General features: G+C 34.4%; 31 protein-coding genes. All 31 read left to right on the top strand.

What is annotated here, in order from left to right; genetic code table 11:
• The first annotated feature begins 122 nt into the window (after positions 1-122).
• Complete coding sequence (gene rpsL / locus Q0945_RS04715) at positions 123-497, top strand: 30S ribosomal protein S12 (protein ID WP_013305196.1); 375 nt, start codon at positions 123-125, stop codon at positions 495-497.
• 21 nt (positions 498-518) lie between these two features.
• A complete protein-coding gene (gene rpsG / locus Q0945_RS04710; RefSeq protein WP_121062855.1) occupies positions 519-995 on the top strand; it encodes a 30S ribosomal protein S7 in 477 nt (158 codons plus the stop codon).
• 6 nt (positions 996-1,001) lie between these two features.
• On the top strand, positions 1,002-3,134 hold the full coding sequence (gene fusA, locus Q0945_RS04705; protein ID WP_299431279.1) for an elongation factor G: 2,133 nt from the start codon (positions 1,002-1,004) through the stop codon (positions 3,132-3,134).
• A 10-nt stretch (positions 3,135-3,144) separates the two neighbouring features.
• A complete protein-coding gene (rpsJ, locus tag Q0945_RS04700; protein WP_121062851.1) occupies positions 3,145-3,450 on the top strand; it encodes a 30S ribosomal protein S10 in 306 nt (101 codons plus the stop codon).
• Between the two features lie 354 nt (positions 3,451-3,804).
• Positions 3,805-4,422 carry a 50S ribosomal protein L3 gene (gene rplC, locus Q0945_RS04695; protein ID WP_121062849.1) on the top strand — a complete coding sequence of 206 codons (618 nt, stop codon included), beginning with the start codon at positions 3,805-3,807 and terminating at the stop codon, positions 4,420-4,422.
• Complete coding sequence (rplD, locus tag Q0945_RS04690; RefSeq protein WP_299431269.1) at positions 4,422-5,051, top strand: 50S ribosomal protein L4; 630 nt, start codon at positions 4,422-4,424, stop codon at positions 5,049-5,051. Before rplC ends, rplD begins: the two co-directional genes overlap by 1 nt.
• 5 nt (positions 5,052-5,056) lie before the next feature.
• On the top strand, positions 5,057-5,347 hold the full coding sequence (gene rplW / locus Q0945_RS04685) for a 50S ribosomal protein L23 (protein ID WP_121062845.1): 291 nt from the start codon (positions 5,057-5,059) through the stop codon (positions 5,345-5,347).
• Between the two features lie 9 nt (positions 5,348-5,356).
• Positions 5,357-6,181 (top strand): 50S ribosomal protein L2, encoded by an 825-nt coding sequence (gene rplB / locus Q0945_RS04680; RefSeq protein ID WP_299431265.1) that lies wholly within the window; start codon positions 5,357-5,359, stop codon positions 6,179-6,181.
• A gap of 13 nt (positions 6,182-6,194) precedes the next feature.
• Positions 6,195-6,473: a 30S ribosomal protein S19 gene (gene rpsS, locus Q0945_RS04675; protein WP_121062841.1), complete on the top strand. Its 279-nt coding sequence runs from the start codon at positions 6,195-6,197 to the stop codon at positions 6,471-6,473.
• Positions 6,474-6,476: 3 nt separating this feature from the next.
• The gene (gene rplV, locus Q0945_RS04670) at positions 6,477-6,884 is read left to right on the top strand and encodes a 50S ribosomal protein L22 (RefSeq protein WP_299431261.1); all 408 of its coding nucleotides are present in this window, start codon (positions 6,477-6,479) and stop codon (positions 6,882-6,884) included.
• A gap of 1 nt (position 6,885) precedes the next feature.
• Complete coding sequence (rpsC, locus tag Q0945_RS04665) at positions 6,886-7,605, top strand: 30S ribosomal protein S3 (protein WP_121062838.1); 720 nt, start codon at positions 6,886-6,888, stop codon at positions 7,603-7,605.
• A gap of 20 nt (positions 7,606-7,625) precedes the next feature.
• Positions 7,626-8,051, top strand: coding sequence for a 50S ribosomal protein L16 (rplP, locus tag Q0945_RS04660; protein ID WP_121062836.1), 426 nt, complete (start codon positions 7,626-7,628; stop codon positions 8,049-8,051).
• Between the two features lie 11 nt (positions 8,052-8,062).
• A complete protein-coding gene (rpmC, locus tag Q0945_RS04655; protein ID WP_121062834.1) occupies positions 8,063-8,254 on the top strand; it encodes a 50S ribosomal protein L29 in 192 nt (63 codons plus the stop codon).
• A 13-nt stretch (positions 8,255-8,267) separates the two neighbouring features.
• Entirely contained in the window at positions 8,268-8,525 is a 258-nt protein-coding gene (gene rpsQ / locus Q0945_RS04650) for a 30S ribosomal protein S17 (protein WP_121062832.1), read from the top strand.
• A 1-nt stretch (position 8,526) separates the two neighbouring features.
• Complete coding sequence (rplN, locus tag Q0945_RS04645; protein WP_013993867.1) at positions 8,527-8,895, top strand: 50S ribosomal protein L14; 369 nt, start codon at positions 8,527-8,529, stop codon at positions 8,893-8,895.
• A gap of 13 nt (positions 8,896-8,908) precedes the next feature.
• Positions 8,909-9,223, top strand: a complete 315-nt coding sequence (gene rplX / locus Q0945_RS04640) for a 50S ribosomal protein L24 (RefSeq protein WP_298484214.1) — start codon at positions 8,909-8,911, stop codon at positions 9,221-9,223.
• Between the two features lie 2 nt (positions 9,224-9,225).
• The gene (gene rplE, locus Q0945_RS04635; protein ID WP_121062828.1) at positions 9,226-9,777 is read left to right on the top strand and encodes a 50S ribosomal protein L5; all 552 of its coding nucleotides are present in this window, start codon (positions 9,226-9,228) and stop codon (positions 9,775-9,777) included.
• A gap of 1 nt (position 9,778) precedes the next feature.
• Positions 9,779-10,048 (top strand): 30S ribosomal protein S14, encoded by a 270-nt coding sequence (gene rpsN, locus Q0945_RS04630; protein WP_121062826.1) that lies wholly within the window; start codon positions 9,779-9,781, stop codon positions 10,046-10,048.
• Between the two features lie 68 nt (positions 10,049-10,116).
• Complete coding sequence (rpsH, locus tag Q0945_RS04625; RefSeq protein WP_121062824.1) at positions 10,117-10,515, top strand: 30S ribosomal protein S8; 399 nt, start codon at positions 10,117-10,119, stop codon at positions 10,513-10,515.
• Positions 10,516-10,533: 18 nt separating this feature from the next.
• Entirely contained in the window at positions 10,534-11,076 is a 543-nt protein-coding gene (rplF, locus tag Q0945_RS04620; protein WP_299431251.1) for a 50S ribosomal protein L6, read from the top strand.
• Positions 11,077-11,086: 10 nt separating this feature from the next.
• Positions 11,087-11,440 (top strand): 50S ribosomal protein L18, encoded by a 354-nt coding sequence (gene rplR, locus Q0945_RS04615; protein ID WP_121062820.1) that lies wholly within the window; start codon positions 11,087-11,089, stop codon positions 11,438-11,440.
• 8 nt (positions 11,441-11,448) lie between these two features.
• The gene (gene rpsE / locus Q0945_RS04610) at positions 11,449-11,973 is read left to right on the top strand and encodes a 30S ribosomal protein S5 (protein WP_121062818.1); all 525 of its coding nucleotides are present in this window, start codon (positions 11,449-11,451) and stop codon (positions 11,971-11,973) included.
• An 11-nt stretch (positions 11,974-11,984) separates the two neighbouring features.
• Positions 11,985-12,164 (top strand): 50S ribosomal protein L30, encoded by a 180-nt coding sequence (gene rpmD / locus Q0945_RS04605; protein WP_299431246.1) that lies wholly within the window; start codon positions 11,985-11,987, stop codon positions 12,162-12,164.
• A gap of 14 nt (positions 12,165-12,178) precedes the next feature.
• The gene (gene rplO / locus Q0945_RS04600; protein ID WP_299431243.1) at positions 12,179-12,631 is read left to right on the top strand and encodes a 50S ribosomal protein L15; all 453 of its coding nucleotides are present in this window, start codon (positions 12,179-12,181) and stop codon (positions 12,629-12,631) included.
• 16 nt (positions 12,632-12,647) lie between these two features.
• Positions 12,648-13,991 (top strand): preprotein translocase subunit SecY, encoded by a 1,344-nt coding sequence (secY, locus tag Q0945_RS04595; protein WP_299431240.1) that lies wholly within the window; start codon positions 12,648-12,650, stop codon positions 13,989-13,991.
• Between the two features lie 3 nt (positions 13,992-13,994).
• Positions 13,995-14,210, top strand: a complete 216-nt coding sequence (gene infA / locus Q0945_RS04590; protein WP_013751343.1) for a translation initiation factor IF-1 — start codon at positions 13,995-13,997, stop codon at positions 14,208-14,210.
• 11 nt (positions 14,211-14,221) lie between these two features.
• The gene (gene ykgO / locus Q0945_RS04585) at positions 14,222-14,338 is read left to right on the top strand and encodes a type B 50S ribosomal protein L36 (RefSeq protein WP_013621733.1); all 117 of its coding nucleotides are present in this window, start codon (positions 14,222-14,224) and stop codon (positions 14,336-14,338) included.
• A gap of 2 nt (positions 14,339-14,340) precedes the next feature.
• On the top strand, positions 14,341-14,715 hold the full coding sequence (gene rpsM / locus Q0945_RS04580; protein WP_121062810.1) for a 30S ribosomal protein S13: 375 nt from the start codon (positions 14,341-14,343) through the stop codon (positions 14,713-14,715).
• A gap of 12 nt (positions 14,716-14,727) precedes the next feature.
• Positions 14,728-15,120 (top strand): 30S ribosomal protein S11, encoded by a 393-nt coding sequence (gene rpsK, locus Q0945_RS04575; RefSeq protein WP_121062808.1) that lies wholly within the window; start codon positions 14,728-14,730, stop codon positions 15,118-15,120.
• Positions 15,121-15,205: 85 nt separating this feature from the next.
• On the top strand, positions 15,206-15,811 hold the full coding sequence (gene rpsD / locus Q0945_RS04570) for a 30S ribosomal protein S4 (RefSeq protein WP_121062806.1): 606 nt from the start codon (positions 15,206-15,208) through the stop codon (positions 15,809-15,811).
• A gap of 16 nt (positions 15,812-15,827) precedes the next feature.
• On the top strand, positions 15,828-16,820 hold the full coding sequence (locus Q0945_RS04565; protein WP_121062804.1) for a DNA-directed RNA polymerase subunit alpha: 993 nt from the start codon (positions 15,828-15,830) through the stop codon (positions 16,818-16,820).
• The last annotated feature ends 1 nt before the right edge of the window (position 16,821 follow it).

The raw sequence follows: 16,821 nt of genomic DNA, 5'->3' as shown, positions 1-16,821 counted from the left end.
GATATTTAAGGGTGGAAAAAAAACTTTGAAAATAAGTTGGTTAGGATTTGAATTTTGTTTAAATATTACTACATTTGCCGACCCTTAAATAGGGGTAAGTTATATATACATATAAAAATAGTATGCCAACAATTTCACAATTAGTACGAAAAGGAAGGGCCACGATTACTAAGAAGAGTAAATCGGCTGCTTTGGATTCGTGTCCACAAAGAAGGGGAGTTTGTACACGTGTTTACACAACAACACCAAAAAAACCAAATTCAGCAATGCGTAAAGTTGCAAGGGTTAGGTTAACCAATGGTAAAGAGGTAAATGCATACATCCCTGGAGAAGGACACAACCTCCAAGAGCACTCGATAGTATTAGTACGTGGAGGAAGAGTAAAAGATTTGCCAGGAGTTAGGTATCATATCGTAAGAGGTGCTTTAGATACTGCAGGTGTTGCAGGAAGAACGCAACGTAGATCTAAATATGGCGCAAAACGCCCTAAGAAGTAAACCACTTTTTAAAGAAAAGACATGAGAAAAAAACAGGCAAAGAAAAGACCATTGTTACCGGATCCAAGATTTAATGATCAGTTGGTAACTCGTTTTGTAAATATGATGATGTGGGACGGGAAAAAATCCGTTGCATTTAGTGTTTTTTATGATGCAATTGATATTGTAGAAGAAAAAAAGACTGACGAAGAAAAAACAGCTTTAGAGTTATGGAAAGATGCACTTTCTAACGTAATGCCTCACGTAGAGGTAAGAAGTAGAAGAGTTGGTGGTGCAACATTTCAAATTCCAATGCAAATTAGACCAGATCGTAAAATTTCAACTGCTATGAAGTGGTTGATTAGTTATGCTAGAAAGCGTAATGAAAAGGGTATGGCTCAAAAATTAGCAGCAGAAGTTTTGGCAGCTTCCAAAGAAGAAGGTGCAGCTGTTAAGAAAAGAGTTGATACGCACAAGATGGCTGAAGCAAATAAAGCATTCTCTCACTTTAGATTTTAATCAGAAATGGCAAGAGATTTAAAATTCACAAGAAATATAGGTATTGCTGCGCATATTGATGCAGGAAAAACCACTACAACAGAACGTATATTATTTTATACGGGTGTTAGTCATAAAATAGGAGAGGTACATGATGGTGCTGCAACTATGGACTGGATGGAGCAAGAACAAGAAAGAGGTATTACAATTACTTCTGCAGCTACTACATGTGAGTGGCAGTTTCCTACAGAAAATGGAAAGCCTGCAAGTGATGCTAAAGGATATCACTTTAATATTATTGATACTCCTGGTCACGTTGATTTTACAGTTGAAGTAAATCGTTCATTAAGAGTTCTTGATGGTTTGGTTTTCTTATTTAGTGCTGTTGATGGTGTTGAACCACAATCAGAAACTAACTGGAGATTAGCAGATAACTATAAAGTTCCAAGAATTGGTTTTGTTAATAAGATGGATCGTCAAGGGTCTAACTTTTTAATGGTTTGTAAGCAAGTTAAAACAATGTTAGGTTCTAATGCAGTTCCTATTGTTTTGCCAATTGGTGAGGAAGCAGATTTTAAAGGAATTGTTGACTTAGCTAAGAATAGAGCTATTGTTTGGCATGACGAAGGATTTGGTTCTACTTTTGATGTTATTGATATTCCAGAGGAGATGAAAGCTGAAGTAAAGGAGTATAGAGCTGCTTTAATTGAGGCTGTTGCTGAATATGATGAGGAGTTAATGGAAAAATTCTTCGAAGATGAAGATTCTATTACAGAAGAAGAAGTGCATGCTGCATTAAGAGCTGCTGTAATGGATAGAGCAATCATTCCTATGATATGTGGTTCTTCGTTTAAGAATAAAGGAGTTCAGTTTTTATTAGATGCTGTTTGTAGATATTTACCATCACCTTTAGATAAGGAAGATATTGTAGGTACAAACCCTGATACTGATGAGCAAATTTCTCGTAAGCCAGATGTTAAGGAGCCTTTCTCTGCATTAGCATTTAAAATTGCTACCGATCCTTTTGTTGGTCGTTTGGCATTCTTTAGAACATATTCAGGTCGTTTAGATGCTGGTTCATATATATTAAACAATAGATCCGGTAAAAAAGAACGTATTTCTCGTATTTACCAAATGCACTCTAATAAACAAAATGCTATTGATTTTATCGAAGCAGGTGATATTGGTGCAGCTGTAGGTTTTAAGGATATTAAAACTGGAGATACTATGTCAGATGAAAAACATCCTATAGTATTAGAGAGTATGGATTTCCCTGATCCAGTAATTGGTATTGCTGTAGAGCCTAAAACTAAGGCTGATGTGGATAAGTTGGGTATGGCTTTGGCTAAATTAGCAGAAGAAGATCCAACGTTTCAAGTTAAGACTGATGAAGCTTCGGGGCAGACAATTATTTCTGGAATGGGCGAGCTACACTTAGATATTATTGTAGATCGTTTAAAACGTGAGTTTAAAGTTGAAGTTAACGAAGGTGAACCTCAAGTTGAATATAAAGAAGCTTTAACTAGAACTGCATCACATAGGGAAACTTATAAAAAGCAATCTGGTGGTCGTGGTAAGTTTGGTGATATTGTATTCGAAATGGGTCCTGCGGATGAGGATTTCAAAGGTCCAGGATTACAGTTTGTTGATGAAATTAAAGGTGGTCGTATACCAAAAGAATTTATTCCTGCGGTAGAAAAAGGATTCCAGGCTGCAATGAAGGATGGTCCTTTAGCTGGTTTTGAAATGGATGCAATGAAAGTTGTTCTTAAGGATGGATCTTTCCACCCTGTGGATTCTGATGCATTATCTTTTGAGCTTGCTGCAAAAATGGGATATAAAGCTGCTGGTAAAGCTGCTGGTGCTGTTATAATGGAGCCAATAATGAAACTAGAAGTGTTAACTCCTGAGGAGAACATGGGTGATATTGTTGGAGATTTAAATAGAAGAAGAGGAACTATTAGTGATATGAGTGATAGAGCTGGTTCTAAAGTCGTAAAAGGTACTGTACCATTATCAGAAATGTTTGGTTATGTAACTTCTTTAAGAACACTTTCTTCTGGTAGAGCAACATCAACTATGGAATTTGCGCAATATGCAGAAACTCCATCGAATATATCAGAGGCGGTAATTAAAGCATCAAAAGGATTAACTGTATAAATTTTAGAAGATGAGTCAAAAAATTAGAATAAAACTAAAATCTTACGATCATAGTTTAGTGGATAAATCTGCTGAAAAAATCGTAAAAACGGTTAAGACTACAGGTGCTGTTGTAACAGGTCCTATACCTTTGCCAACACATAAAAAAATATTTACGGTATTGCGTTCTCCGCACGTAAATAAAAAGTCTAGAGAACAATTTCAATTAAGCTCTTATAAGAGGTTGTTGGATATATATAGTTCTTCATCAAAGACAATAGATGCTCTAATGAAATTGGAGCTTCCTAGTGGAGTTGAAGTAGAGATTAAAGTGTAATTACATAATCATAATGTATGATTTAATAAAAGCCTAGAAATTTAATTTCTAGGCTTTTTCTTTGCTGATATTTGTGTTTTATTTATTGGGAATAGAATCCCTTTTTAAATATCTTCAAATATAGTTTGGTAAACCGAAAAATATTCCTATTTTTGCCGCCACTAAAAACCTCTTTAGGTATATAAAGTGTACATGTCCTAAGCTGCGTGCGAAGGAAAAACGGAAAAAACAAAATTCAGGGTTGAATTAGTTTTGACCCTTTTTTTATGTGTAAAAGTTACGAGTAATACGAATAATTAATATAAACGGAGATGGGGTTTATTTTTTAAATCAGGTATCCATAATTTAAAACAAATGTCTGGGTTAATAGGAAAAAAAGTAGGCATGACTAGTATTTTTGACGATAATGGTAAGAATATGCCATGTACCGTTATTGAGGCTGGGCCATGTGTGGTTACCCAAGTCAGAACCGAAGAGGTAGACGGGTATAATGCCCTTCAACTTGGTTTCGATGACAAGGCTGAGAAACGTGCTAATAAGGCTGAAACAGGTCACTTTAAAAAAGCAGGTACTTCACCTAAGAAAAAAGTCGTTGAATTTCAAGAATTTGAAGGAGAGTACAAATTAGGAGACACTGTAGGTGTTGATGTTTTTGTAGAAGGTGAGTTTGTTGATGTGGTAGGTACGTCAAAAGGAAAAGGTTTTCAGGGTGTTGTTAAGAGGCATGGCTTCGGCGGTGTTGGTCAAGCAACTCACGGTCAACATAACAGATTAAGAGCTCCGGGTTCTATTGGTGCGGCTTCGTATCCTGCTAGGGTTTTTAAAGGTATGAAGATGGCTGGAAGAATGGGTGGTGATAAAGTTACTGTTCAAAATCTTAAAGTATTGAAAATAGTTCCAGAAAAAAATCTTTTAGTAGTAAAAGGTTGTGTTCCTGGACATAAAAACGCTTACGTAACTATTCAGAAGTAATGAAGGTAGCAGTTTTAGATATTAAAGGAAAAGAAACGGGTAGGAAAGCAGAGCTTTCGGATTCAGTTTTCGCAATAGAGCCAAATAATCATGCGGTATACTTAGACGTTAAGCAGTATTTAGCGCATCAAAGACAAGGTACGCATAAGGCTAAGGAAAGAGGAGAGATTGCTGGTAGTACTAGAAAGATTAAAAAACAAAAAGGTACTGGTACGGCTCGTGCGGGTAGTATTAAATCTCCAATCTTTAGGGGTGGTGGTCGTATTTTTGGCCCAAGACCTAAAGATTATACGCAGAAATTAAATAAAAACGTTAAGCGTTTGGCTAGAAAATCTGCACTAACAATTAAGTCAAAAGAGAATGCAATTGTTGTTCTTGAAGATTTTAGTTTTGATACACCAAAAACAAAAGATTTTATTCAAATTCTTAAGTCTTTAGGCTTAGAGAGCAAAAAGTCTTTGTTTGTGTTGGGTGATTCAAATAATAGTGTATATTTGTCTTCGCGTAATTTAGAGCGTTCTGAGGTTATAACTAACTCAGAGTTAAGTACTTACAAGATATTAAATGCAAATAATATTGTATTGCTTGAAGGTTCTTTAGAAGGAATTGAAGCAACTTTAAATAAATAGGAAGCATGAGTGTGTTGATAAAGCCGATAATAACTGAGAAAATGACCGCAGATAGCGAGTTGTATAATCGTTATGGTTTCTTTGTTAGTCCAAAGGCTAATAAGATTCAAATTAAAGATGCTGTTGAAGCAACTTACGGTGTTTCCGTAAAAAAGGTACGTACTATGAATTACGGGCCTACTAGAAAGTCACGTTACACTAAGACAGGTGTACAGCATGGAAAGACAAATGCTTTGAAAAAAGCTGTTGTTGATGTAGCTGAAGGTGATATAATTGATTTTTACAGTAATCTATAAAGACAAGAGATGTCAGTTAGAAAATTAAAACCAATCACTCCTGGGCAGCGTTTTAGAGTAGTTAATGGATTTGACGCCATTACTGCTGATAAGCCGGAGAAAAGCTTGCTTGCTCCGTTAAAAAAGTCGGGAGGTAGAAACAGTCAAGGAAAAATGACAATGCGCCATAGAGGTGGAGGTCATAAAAGAAGGTATCGTGTAATAGACTTTAAAAGAGATAAGCAAGGTGTTGCTGCTACGGTAAAGTCTATTGAGTATGATCCAAATAGAACAGCATTTATTGCTTTGTTGGAATATGCTGATGGAGTAAAAAAATATATAATAGCACAAAATGGTTTGCAAGTTGGTCAGAAGGTTTCTTCAGGTCAAGGAGCTGCGCCAGAAGTTGGTAATGCACTTGCTTTAAGTGATATTCCGCTAGGAACTGTTATTTCTTGTATAGAATTACGTCCTGGACAAGGTGCTGTTATGGCTAGAAGTGCGGGAACTTTTGCGCAATTAATGGCAAAAGACGGTAAGTTTGTTACTGTAAAAATGCCTTCAGGAGAAACTAGATTAATTCTTTCTGGTTGTATGGCTACAATAGGAGCTATTTCTAATTCTGATCACCAATTATTGGTTTCTGGTAAGGCTGGTAGATCAAGATGGTTAGGTAAGAGACCAAGAACTAGACCAGTAGCAATGAATCCTGTGGATCACCCAATGGGTGGTGGTGAAGGTAGAGCTTCTGGTGGTCATCCAAGATCAAGAAACGGAATACCTGCTAAAGGATTCAGAACTCGTTCTGAGACTAAGAGTACAAACAAGTATATAATAGAACGTAGAAAGAAATAAAAAGTAGAAAGAAATGGCACGTTCACTAAAAAAAGGACCTTACGTTCACTATAGTTTGGATAAGAAAATCCAACAAAACGCAGCCTCTGGAAAAAAGTCGGTAATTAAGACTTGGTCTAGAGCTTCAATGATAACACCTGATTTTGTGGGTCTTACTATTGCAGTACATAATGGAAGGCAATTTGTCCCTGTTTTTGTTACTGAAAATATGGTAGGTCATAAATTAGGAGAATTTTCTCCAACACGATCTTTTAGGGGTCATGCAGGAGCAAAGAATAAAGGAAAAAAGTAAGCTATGGGAGTTCGTAAAAAACAAATGGCCGAAAGAATAAAGGCTGAAAAACAAAAAGTAGCATTTGCTAAACTTAACAATTGTCCTACTTCTCCAAGAAAAATGCGTTTAGTTGCGGATTTGGTAAGAGGTAAGAAAGTTGAAAGCGCTTTAGCTACTCTAAGATTTAATCCTAAGGAGGCTTCTAGAAGGTTAGAGAAATTATTACTTTCTGCAATTGCAAATTGGCAAGCAAAGAATGAAGATGCTAATGTAGAGGATGCTGATCTTGTAGTAAGTGAGATTAGAGTAGATAGTGGTAGTATGTTAAAAAGATTACGCCCTGCGCCTCAAGGAAGAGCACATAGAATTAGAAAACGTTCCAACCATGTAACATTGGTTGTTGGATCTAACAATAATACACAAAGCTAGAATGGGACAAAAGACAAATCCAATTGGTAATCGTTTAGGAATCATCAGAGGTTGGGAATCTAACTGGTACGGTGGTAATGATTATGGAGATAAGTTAGCGGAGGATGATAAAATTAGAAAATATATTCATGCTCGTTTATCAAAGGCAAGTGTATCTAGAGTTATCATAGAGCGTACTTTAAAACTTATTACTGTTACAGTTACTACAGCAAGACCTGGTATCATAATTGGTAAAGGTGGGCAAGAGGTAGATAAGCTTAAGGAAGAGCTTAAAAAAATTACCGGTAAGGAAGTTCAGATTAATATTTATGAAATTAAAAGACCTGAGTTAGATGCTAATTTGGTTGCAGCAAGTGTTGCAAGGCAAATTGAATCTAGAATTTCTTTTAGAAGAGCAATTAAAATGTCAATTGCTGCTGCTATGAGAATGAATGCAGAAGGTATTAAAATTCAAATTTCTGGCCGTTTAAATGGTGCAGAGATGGCTCGTTCGGAGTCTTATAAAGATGGACGTATTCCATTATCAACTTTTAGAGCAGATATTGATTATGCTTTACATGAAGCTCATACTACTTATGGTAGATTGGGAATCAAAGTTTGGATAATGAAAGGTGAAGTATATGGAAAGAGAGAGCTTTCTCCATTAGTTGGAATGCAAAAGAGCCAAGGTGGAAAAGGTGGAAAAAATGATGGTGGAAGAAAACCACGTCGTAGAAAGTAATTTTTTAAAGAAGTAAGAAAATGTTACAACCAAAAAGAACGAAGTTTCGTAAAATGCAGAAGGGCCGTATGAAGGGTAATGCCGGAAGAGGGCATCTGCTTTCAAATGGTATGTTCGGTATAAAGTCCTTGGATACATCTTTTTTAACATCCCGTCAAATTGAAGCTGCTCGTATTGCTGCTACAAGATATATGAAGAGAGAAGGGCAGTTATGGATAAAGATATTTCCAGACAAGCCTATTACAAAAAAGCCTTTAGAGGTGCGTATGGGTAAAGGTAAGGGAGCTCCAGAATATTTTGTAGCTGTTGTAAAACCAGGAAGGGTTTTATTTGAAATAGCAGGAGTATCTATTGATATAGCTAAAGAAGCATTACGTTTGGCTGCGCAAAAATTGCCAGTTAAAACTAAGTTTATTGTGGCTAGAGATTATACTGTTCAAGATTAAACGTAGGAATCATGAAAAAACAAGAAATAAAAGAATTGTCCAACCAGGAACTTACGGAGAAGTTGGTGGAGTTAAAAAAGCTTCATGCTGATTTAAAGATTGCGCATTTTGTTACGCCTCTAGAAAACCCACTTCAGATAAGAAAAGTTAGAAGAACAGTAGCTAAATTGGCTACGGAATTAACTAATAGGGACAACCAATAATTGGTTCTGCTTTATGGAAAAAAGAAACTTAAGAAAAGAGAGAATAGGAGTAGTAACTAGTGATAAAATGGAGAAATCCATAGTTGTTGCAGAAGTTAAAAGAGTTAAGCATCCTATGTACGGTAAGTTCGTGTTAAAAACAAAGAAATACGTTGCACACGATGAAAAAAATGATTGTAATATTGGCGATAAAGTCAAAATTATGGAAACACGTCCTTTAAGTAAGAACAAGTGTTGGAGACTAGTAGAAATCTTAGAAAGAGCTAAATAATATGTTACAACAAGAATCTAGACTAAAGGTAGCGGATAATACCGGAGCAAAAGAAGTTTTGACTATACGTGTTCTCGGTGGTACAAAAAGAAGATATGCTTCAATTGGCGATAAAATCGTTGTTACTGTTAAGGAGGCAACTCCAAACGGCGGTATTAAAAAAGGAGCAGTTTCTACAGCGGTAGTTGTAAGAACTAAGAAAGAAGTAAGAAGACCTGATGGTTCGTATATACGTTTTGATGATAATGCGTGTGTATTGTTAAATCCAACTGGAGAAATGAGAGGTACACGTGTTTTTGGGCCTGTAGCTAGAGAACTTCGTGACAAACAATTTATGAAAATTGTATCATTAGCCCCTGAGGTACTATAATATATTCAGTACAATGAAGAAATTAAAAATTAAAACAGGAGATACAGTTAAAATTACTGCTGGTGACCATAAAGGTACAGAAGGTAAAGTTTTAAGTGTAAATCTTCAGAAAAACAAGGCAATTGTCGAAGGTGCTAATATGGTATCTAAACACGAAAAACCTAGTGCAAAAAATCCTCAAGGAGGAATTGTTAAAAAAGAAGCTCCAATACATGTTTCTAATCTTTCTTTAGTTGACCCTAAGTCTGGTGATTTAACTAGAGTTGGTTATGAATTAAGAGATGGTAAGAAAGTTAGAGTTTCTAAAAAATCCAATGAAGTAATTTAGTTATGGCTTACGTTGCAAGATTAAAAACAGAATATACAGAGCGTATTGTAGGTGCTCTTAAAGAGGAATTTGGTTATAAAAATATAATGCAAGTTCCTAAGTTAGAAAAGATAGTTGTAAGTAGAGGTATAGGAGCTGCAGTTGCTGATAAAAAGTTAATTGATCATGCAGTTGATGAGATGACTATTATTACTGGGCAGAAAGCAGTTGCTACTATGTCTAAGAAGGATGTTGCTTCTTTTAAATTACGTAAAGGTATGCCAATAGGAGCCAAAGTAACTTTACGTGGAGAAAGAATGTACGAGTTCTTAGATAGATTGGTTACTAGTGCATTACCTAGAGTGCGTGATTTTCAAGGAATTAAGGCTACTGGTTTTGATGGAAGAGGAAATTATAGTTTAGGTATTACAGAACAAATAATATTTCCTGAAATTAATATTGATAAAATTAATCGTATTAATGGTATGGATATTACTTTTGTAACTTCTGCAAATACAGATAAAGAAGCAAAATCATTATTAACCGAATTAGGATTACCTTTTAAAAAGAACTAGTATGGCTAAAGAATCAATGAAAGCCCGCGAAAGAAAAAGGGCAAAAACTGTAGCTAAATATGCTGAAAAAAGAAAAGCTTTAAAAGAAGCTGGAGATTATGAAGCGCTACAAAAACTACCTAAAAATGCATCACCAATACGTATGCATAATCGTTGTAAGCTTACTGGAAGACCTAAAGGTTATATGAGAACTTTTGGAATCTCTAGGGTTACTTTTAGAGAAATGGCTAATCAAGGTTTAATACCAGGTGTTAAAAAGGCAAGCTGGTAATTATAAAGAGTATTAACTGGTTTCAGGTTTAACGATATTGTTAAAAACCGTCACCGAAACAAATAAAAATGGTAACTGATACTATAGCAGATTATTTAACAAGAATTAGAAATGCCAGCAGAGCAGGGCATAGAGTGGTAGATATACCATCTTCTAATGTTAAAAAAGAAATAACAAAAATATTATTCGATCAAGGGTATATATTAAGTTATAAATTCGAACAAGATAAAGTACAGGGTTCTATCAAAATAGCTTTAAAATATAATAAAGTTACTAAAGAGCCTGTAATAAAAAAATTACAACGTGTTAGTAAACCTGGTTTACGTAAATATGTTGGAAAACAAGACTTGCCAAGGGTTCTTAATGGACTTGGTGTGGCTATAGTATCTACTTCTCATGGAGTAATGACTAGTAAGCAGGCGCAAGATGAAAATGTAGGTGGCGAGGTATTATGCTACGTTTATTAATATTTAAAGATTTAAAAAATGTCTAGAATAGGTAATAATCCAGTAGCAATTCCAGAAGGTGTAACTGTTGAAGTTAAAGATAGTGTTGTTACTGTAAAAGGTAAATTAGGAGAGTTAACTCAAGATTTTTCTGGAGTTTCTATAAATGTAGAAGAAGGTGAAGTAAAAGTTACTAGATCATCTGACTCTAAGGATCAAAAATCAAAGCATGGTTTGTATAGATCATTAGTTTTGAATATGGTTAATGGTGTCTCTAAAGGGTGGACAAAAGAACTAGAACTTGTAGGTGTTGGTTATAGAGCAAGTAACCAAGGTCAAAAGTTAGATTTAGCCTTAGGTTTTTCTCATAATATTGTTATTGATTTAGCTCCAGAAGTTAAAGTGGAAACAATATCTGAAAAAGGTAAAAATCCAATAGTAAAATTAACTTCGTATGATAAACAATTGGTTGGTCAAATTGCAGCAAAAATTAGATCATTCCGTAAGCCTGAACCATACAAAGGAAAAGGTATTAAGTTTGTTGGAGAAATATTAAGAAGAAAAGCCGGTAAATCAGCTTAAGAATAGCATTATGAAATTATCAAAGACACAAAGAAAATATAGAATTCGTAGAAGAATACGAAAAGTTTCTTCTGGTACGGCAGAAAGACCTAGATTATCGATTTTCAGAAGTAATAGTGAAATATACGCTCAGTTAATAGATGATGTAAAAGGTATTACGTTACTTGCAGCATCATCTAGAGATAAAGCAATAGATTCTAAAGGAAATAAATCAGAAATTGCAAAATTAGTTGGAAAAGCAATAGCTGAGAAATCTTTAAAAGCTGGTTATGATAAAGTAGCTTTTGATAGAGGTGGGAATTTATATCACGGAAGAGTTAAATCTTTGGCCGATGGCGCAAGGGAAGCAGGACTTAAATTTTAAATAGTATTATGTTTCAAAAATATAAAAACGTAGAGACAGTTAAACCAGGAGGTTTAGATTTAAAAGACAGATTAGTTGGTGTACAAAGAGTTACCAAAGTTACTAAAGGTGGTAGAGCTTTTGGCTTTTCTGCAATAGTAGTTGTAGGAGATGAGAACGGAGTAGTTGGTCATGGTCTTGGAAAATCTAAAGAGGTAGCAACTGGAATTGCAAAGGCAATAGAAGATGCTAAAAAGAATTTAATTCGTATTCCTTTAAATAAAGGAACTTTGCCTCATGAACAAAAAGGTAAATTTGGTGGTGCTAGAGTTTATATTCAACCAGCATCTCATGGTACCGGAGTAATTGCAGGTGGAGCTGTAAGAGCTGTGTTAGAGGCTGTAGGAGTTCAGGATGTATTATCTAAATCTCAAGGGTCTTCTAATCCACATAATGTTGTTAAAGCTACTTTTGATGCTTTATTACAATTAAGAGATGCTAAAACAATAGCTCAAGAAAGAGGAGTTTCTTTAGAAAAAGTTTTCAAAGGATAAAGAAGGATATTATGGCAAAGATTAAAGTAACACAAATACGTAGTAGTATAAAAAGACCTTTAAATCAAAAGAGAACATTAGAAGCTCTAGGTTTAAAAAAAATAGGACAGGTGGTTGAACATGATGCAACTCCTAGTGTTATAGGTATGGTAAATAAAGTTAAACACTTAGTTTCTTCAGAAGAAGCTTAATATATATTAGTGTAATGAATTTAAGTAATCTAAAACCAGCTGAAGGATCTATTCAAAGAGACGGTAAGCGTATAGGTAGAGGTCAAGGATCAGGTAAAGGTGGTACAGCCGCAAGAGGTCATAAAGGTGCTAAATCTAGATCTGGTTATTCTAAAAAGATTGGTTTCGAAGGTGGTCAAATGCCATTGCAAAGGCGTGTGCCTAAGTTTGGTTTTACCAATATTAACCGTAAAGAATATAAAGGAGTTAACTTATCTACTTTACAAGAGTTAGTTGATAAAAAAGTTATTAAAGATGAACTTTCTTTTGACTCTTTAGTTGAAAATGGTTTAGTGGGTAAAAATGATTTAGTTAAGATATTAGGAGGGGGAGAATTAAAAGCTTCTCTTAAGGTATCAGTTCATAAATTTACAGCAACAGCAAAAGCAGCTATCGAAGCAGCAGGAGGTGAAGCAATAAGTTTATAACTATAGAATAGACACTATGAAGAATTTTTTTGATACAATATCTAATATTTGGAAAATAGAAGAACTAAGGAATAGAATATTAATTACTTTAGGTCTTTTATTGGTTTACCGTTTTGGTTGCCAAATAGTACTACCGGGTATTGACTCTACACAGTTGGCGTCACTTGCTTCAAGTACGGATCAAGGTATTTTTGGATTACTTAATGCTTTTACTGGAGGTGCATTTGCAAATGCTTCTGTTTTTGCCTTAGGTATTATGCCTTATATCTCAGCTTCTATTGTAGTGCAATTAATGGGTATTGCTATCCCTTATCTTCAAAAACTTCAAAAAGAAGGAGAAAGTGGAAGAAAAACTATAAATCAAATTACAAGATGGCTAACCATTGGAATTTGTATTGTACAAGCACCAGCTTACCTTTATGGGTTAGAAGTGTTTGGTGTTAGAGACAGTGCTTTCTTATTAGGTAAAGGTTTAGACTTTATGGTACCTGCTGTTATTATTTTAGTTTCAGGTTGCGTATTTGCAATGTGGTTAGGAGAAAAAATAACAGATAAAGGTATTGGTAATGGTATTTCTTTATTAATAATGATAGGTATTATTGCTACCATGCCACAATCTTTTGTTCAAGAATTTTTATCTAGAACTACTAATAATAATGGTGGTTTAATGTTTATTCTTGTAGAGGTTATAGTTTGGTTCTTGGTTATATTAGCTAGTATACTATTAGTAATGGCTACTCGTCAAATACCAGTACAATACGCTAGAAGAACTGCTTCTGGTGGTTATGAAAAGAATGTAGCTGGTTCTAGACAATATATTCCATTAAAGTTAAATGCATCTGGTGTAATGCCAATAATATTTGCGCAAGCTATTATGTTTGTTCCCGGTTTAATTGGACAAGCTTTTGATGAGACTTCTGCAGGACAATGGATGCAAGTACAATTTGCTGATATTTTTGGATGGGCATATAATTTATTATTTGCTTTCTTAATTATTATATTCACATATTTTTACACTGCTATTACTGTTCCTACGAATAAGATGGCAGATGATTTAAAAAGAAGTGGAGGATTTATACCAGGAATAAGACCTGGAAAAGAAACTGGAGATTTTTTAGATAAAATAATGTCTCTAATTACGTTACCTGGATCTATATTTTTAGCTTTGCTAGCTGTTTTACCAGCAATTGTGGTAAAACTTATGGATGTGCAGGCAGGATGGGCTATGTTTTATGGAGGTACATCACTATTAATTATGGTTGGTGTTGCTATAGATACAGTGCAACAAGTAAATTCTTATTTGTTAAATAGACATTACGATGGGTTAATGAAATCTGGTAAAAATAGAAAAGTAGCATAATTTATGGCTAAACAAGCAGCAATAGAACAAGATGGCTCTATAATCGAAGCATTATCAAATGCAATGTTTAGAGTGGAGTTGGAAAATGGACATGTAGTAACGGCTCATATTTCTGGTAAAATGCGTATGCATTATATTAAATTGCTTCCAGGTGATAAAGTAAAATTAGAAATGAGTCCTTATGATTTAAGTAAGGCTAGAATCACTTATAGATATTAAGATAGATAGAGATGAAAGTTAGAGCATCAATAAAAAAGAGAAGTGCCGAGTGCAAAATTGTGCGTAGAAAAGGCAGGTTGTATGTAATCAACAAAAAGAATCCTAGATTTAAACAAAGACAAGGATAGTTATGGCAAGAATTGCAGGTATAGACATACCAAAACAAAAAAGAGGCGTAATTGCCTTAACTTACATTTTTGGAATTGGTAACAGTAGAGCTAAAGAGATTTTAAAAGTAGCTCAAGTTAGTGAAGATACAAAGGTATCGGATTGGAATGATGATGAAATAGGTCGTATTAGAGATGCGGTTTCTTCTTTTACAATTGAAGGGGAATTACGTTCAGAGACTCAATTAAACATCAAACGTCTAATGGATATTGGATGTTATAGAGGAATACGTCATAGATCTGGTTTGCCTTTAAGAGGTCAAAGAACTAAGAACAATTCTAGAACCAGAAAAGGAAAGAGAAAAACAGTTGCTAACAAGAAAAAAGCAACTAAATAATAATTAGGTATTATGGCAAAAGCAAATGCTAAATCTACTAAAAAACGTAAAGTTATAGTAGAGTCTGTGGGTGAAGCTCACGTTACTGCTTCTTTTAACAATATCATTATTTCGTTGACAAATAAAAAGGGAGATGTTATCTCTTGGTCGTCTGCGGGTAAGCTTGGTTTTAGAGGTTCAAAAAAGAATACTCCTTATGCTGCTCAAGTAGCTGCGGAGGATTGTTCTAAAGTTGCTCATGAAGCAGGTTTAAGAAAAGTAAAGGTTTATGTAAAAGGACCTGGAAATGGTAGAGAATCTGCTATTCGTTCTATTCATAATGCAGGTATAGAAGTAACAGAAATTATTGATGTTACTCCAATGCCACATAATGGTTGTAGACCACCAAAAAGAAGAAGAGTTTAATTAATTTATTATTTCATAGAGAGTGTAGTTACGATTATCGAAGGATAAGCCTTAATTCATAATCACACTTTCAAATTTTTAGAAAATGGCAAGATATACAGGACCAAAAAGTAAAATCGCTCGTAAGTTTGGAGAAGCGATTTTTGGAGACGATAAGTCTTTTGAAAAGAAAAATTACCCTCCAGGACAACACGGAAATAACCGTCGTCGTGGTAAAAAATCTGAATACGCTGTCCAGTTAATGGAAAAGCAAAAAGCAAAGTATACTTATGGTATATTAGAGCGTCAATTTAGAGGTATATTTGCAAAAGCAAATAGTAGTAAAGGAGTTACCGGTGAAGTACTACTTCAATTATGTGAATCTAGATTAGATAACGTAGTTTTTAGAATGGGTATCTCTAACTCTAGAAGAGGAGCTAGACAGCTAGTATCGCACAGACATATTACAGTTAATGGTGAGTTGGTAAACATACCTTCTTATTCTTTAAAAGCTGGTGATGTTGTAGGTGTAAGAGAAAAATCTAAATCTTTACAAACAATTCAAGATGCATTATCATCAAACAATAATGTGTACGAATGGATGACATGGAATTCTGAAACTAAACAAGGAACTTTTGTTTCTGTTCCAGAAAGAATGCAAATTCCAGAGAATATCAAAGAACAATTAATAGTCGAGTTATACTCTAAATAAACAACACCAATCGAATATGGCATTATTTAATTTTCAGAAACCCGATAAAGTAATAATGATCGATTCCTCTGATTTTGAAGGCAAATTTGAATTTCGCCCTTTAGAACCAGGTTATGGATTAACGGTTGGGAACGCATTAAGAAGAGTATTACTTTCTTCATTAGAAGGTCATGCTATTACTTCTGTTAGAATTGATAAGGTAGAGCATGAATTTTCGGTTATACCGGGAGTTGTAGAAGATGTTACCGAGATTATATTAAATTTAAAACAAGTACGTTTTAAAAAGCAAATTGAAGATTCTGAGGCAGAAGTTGTTTCTATATCTGTAAGTGGTAAAGATCAATTAACTGCTGGAGATTTTCAAAAGTTTATTTCTGGTTACCAAGTTCTTAATCCAGACTTAGTAATTTGTAATATGGATGCTAAAGTTAGCATTAATATGGAAATTACAATAGACAAGGGTAGAGGATATGTGCCAGCAGAGGAAAATAAAAAGTCTGGAGTAGCTTTAGGTACTATTGCTATTGATTCTATATTTACACCAATAAAAAATGTAAAATATAGTATTGAAAACTTTAGAGTAGAGCAGAAAACAGATTATGAGAAATTGGTTTTTGAAATCGTTACAGATGGTTCTATTCATCCAAAAGATGCTTTAACAGAAGGAGCTAAAGTTTTAATACATCACTTTATGTTATTTTCTGATGAGAGAATAACTTTAGAAGCCGATGAGATTGCGCAAACGGAAACATATGATGAGGAATCCTTACATATGCGTCAGTTGCTAAAAACAAAATTAGTGGATATGGATTTATCTGTAAGAGCACTAAATTGTTTAAAAGCTGCAGAAGTTGATACATTAGGAGATTTAGTTTCTTTTAATAAAAATGATTTAATGAAGTTTAGAAACTTTGGTAAAAAGTCTTTAACGGAACTAGAAGAGTTGGTTATCAACAAAGGATTAAGTTTTGGTATGGATTTATCAAAATACAAATTAGATAAAGATTAAT

The sequence above is a fragment of the uncultured Maribacter sp. genome, assembly GCF_947500405.1.
Taxonomy (GTDB): Bacteria; Bacteroidota; Bacteroidia; order Flavobacteriales; family Flavobacteriaceae; genus Maribacter_B.
The sequence above is the reverse complement of the archived record's forward strand: the minus strand, read 5'-3'. Positions and strand labels throughout refer to the sequence as shown.

Bases quoted from the DNA above. Each gene is read 5' to 3' on its own strand.
- rpsJ (WP_121062851.1), top strand. From the start codon at position 3,145: ATGAGTCAAAAAATTAGAATAAAACTAAAATCTTACGATCATAGTTTA.
- rplX (WP_298484214.1), top strand. From the start codon at position 8,909: ATGAAGAAATTAAAAATTAAAACAGGAGATACAGTTAAAATTACTGCT.
- rpmD (WP_299431246.1), top strand. From the start codon at position 11,985: ATGGCAAAGATTAAAGTAACACAAATACGTAGTAGTATAAAAAGACCT.
- rplR (WP_121062820.1), top strand. From the start codon at position 11,087: ATGAAATTATCAAAGACACAAAGAAAATATAGAATTCGTAGAAGAATA.
- rplD (WP_299431269.1), top strand. From the start codon at position 4,422: ATGAAGGTAGCAGTTTTAGATATTAAAGGAAAAGAAACGGGTAGGAAA.
- rplB (WP_299431265.1), top strand. From the start codon at position 5,357: ATGTCAGTTAGAAAATTAAAACCAATCACTCCTGGGCAGCGTTTTAGA.
- rplC (WP_121062849.1), top strand. From the start codon at position 3,805: ATGTCTGGGTTAATAGGAAAAAAAGTAGGCATGACTAGTATTTTTGAC.
- rpsE (WP_121062818.1), top strand. From the start codon at position 11,449: ATGTTTCAAAAATATAAAAACGTAGAGACAGTTAAACCAGGAGGTTTA.
- rplV (WP_299431261.1), top strand. From the start codon at position 6,477: ATGGGAGTTCGTAAAAAACAAATGGCCGAAAGAATAAAGGCTGAAAAA.
- rpsK (WP_121062808.1), top strand. From the start codon at position 14,728: ATGGCAAAAGCAAATGCTAAATCTACTAAAAAACGTAAAGTTATAGTA.
- rplP (WP_121062836.1), top strand. From the start codon at position 7,626: ATGTTACAACCAAAAAGAACGAAGTTTCGTAAAATGCAGAAGGGCCGT.
- rpmC (WP_121062834.1), top strand. From the start codon at position 8,063: ATGAAAAAACAAGAAATAAAAGAATTGTCCAACCAGGAACTTACGGAG.
- rpsG (WP_121062855.1), top strand. From the start codon at position 519: ATGAGAAAAAAACAGGCAAAGAAAAGACCATTGTTACCGGATCCAAGA.
- rplO (WP_299431243.1), top strand. From the start codon at position 12,179: ATGAATTTAAGTAATCTAAAACCAGCTGAAGGATCTATTCAAAGAGAC.
- rpsQ (WP_121062832.1), top strand. From the start codon at position 8,268: ATGGAAAAAAGAAACTTAAGAAAAGAGAGAATAGGAGTAGTAACTAGT.
- fusA (WP_299431279.1), top strand. From the start codon at position 1,002: ATGGCAAGAGATTTAAAATTCACAAGAAATATAGGTATTGCTGCGCAT.
- ykgO (WP_013621733.1), top strand. From the start codon at position 14,222: ATGAAAGTTAGAGCATCAATAAAAAAGAGAAGTGCCGAGTGCAAAATT.
- rpsL (WP_013305196.1), top strand. From the start codon at position 123: ATGCCAACAATTTCACAATTAGTACGAAAAGGAAGGGCCACGATTACT.
- rpsC (WP_121062838.1), top strand. From the start codon at position 6,886: ATGGGACAAAAGACAAATCCAATTGGTAATCGTTTAGGAATCATCAGA.
- rplF (WP_299431251.1), top strand. From the start codon at position 10,534: ATGTCTAGAATAGGTAATAATCCAGTAGCAATTCCAGAAGGTGTAACT.
- rpsH (WP_121062824.1), top strand. From the start codon at position 10,117: ATGGTAACTGATACTATAGCAGATTATTTAACAAGAATTAGAAATGCC.
- rplN (WP_013993867.1), top strand. From the start codon at position 8,527: ATGTTACAACAAGAATCTAGACTAAAGGTAGCGGATAATACCGGAGCA.
- rpsM (WP_121062810.1), top strand. From the start codon at position 14,341: ATGGCAAGAATTGCAGGTATAGACATACCAAAACAAAAAAGAGGCGTA.
- rpsD (WP_121062806.1), top strand. From the start codon at position 15,206: ATGGCAAGATATACAGGACCAAAAAGTAAAATCGCTCGTAAGTTTGGA.
- Q0945_RS04565 (WP_121062804.1), top strand. From the start codon at position 15,828: ATGGCATTATTTAATTTTCAGAAACCCGATAAAGTAATAATGATCGAT.
- rplW (WP_121062845.1), top strand. From the start codon at position 5,057: ATGAGTGTGTTGATAAAGCCGATAATAACTGAGAAAATGACCGCAGAT.
- secY (WP_299431240.1), top strand. From the start codon at position 12,648: ATGAAGAATTTTTTTGATACAATATCTAATATTTGGAAAATAGAAGAA.
- rpsN (WP_121062826.1), top strand. From the start codon at position 9,779: ATGGCTAAAGAATCAATGAAAGCCCGCGAAAGAAAAAGGGCAAAAACT.
- infA (WP_013751343.1), top strand. From the start codon at position 13,995: ATGGCTAAACAAGCAGCAATAGAACAAGATGGCTCTATAATCGAAGCA.
- rpsS (WP_121062841.1), top strand. From the start codon at position 6,195: ATGGCACGTTCACTAAAAAAAGGACCTTACGTTCACTATAGTTTGGAT.
- rplE (WP_121062828.1), top strand. From the start codon at position 9,226: ATGGCTTACGTTGCAAGATTAAAAACAGAATATACAGAGCGTATTGTA.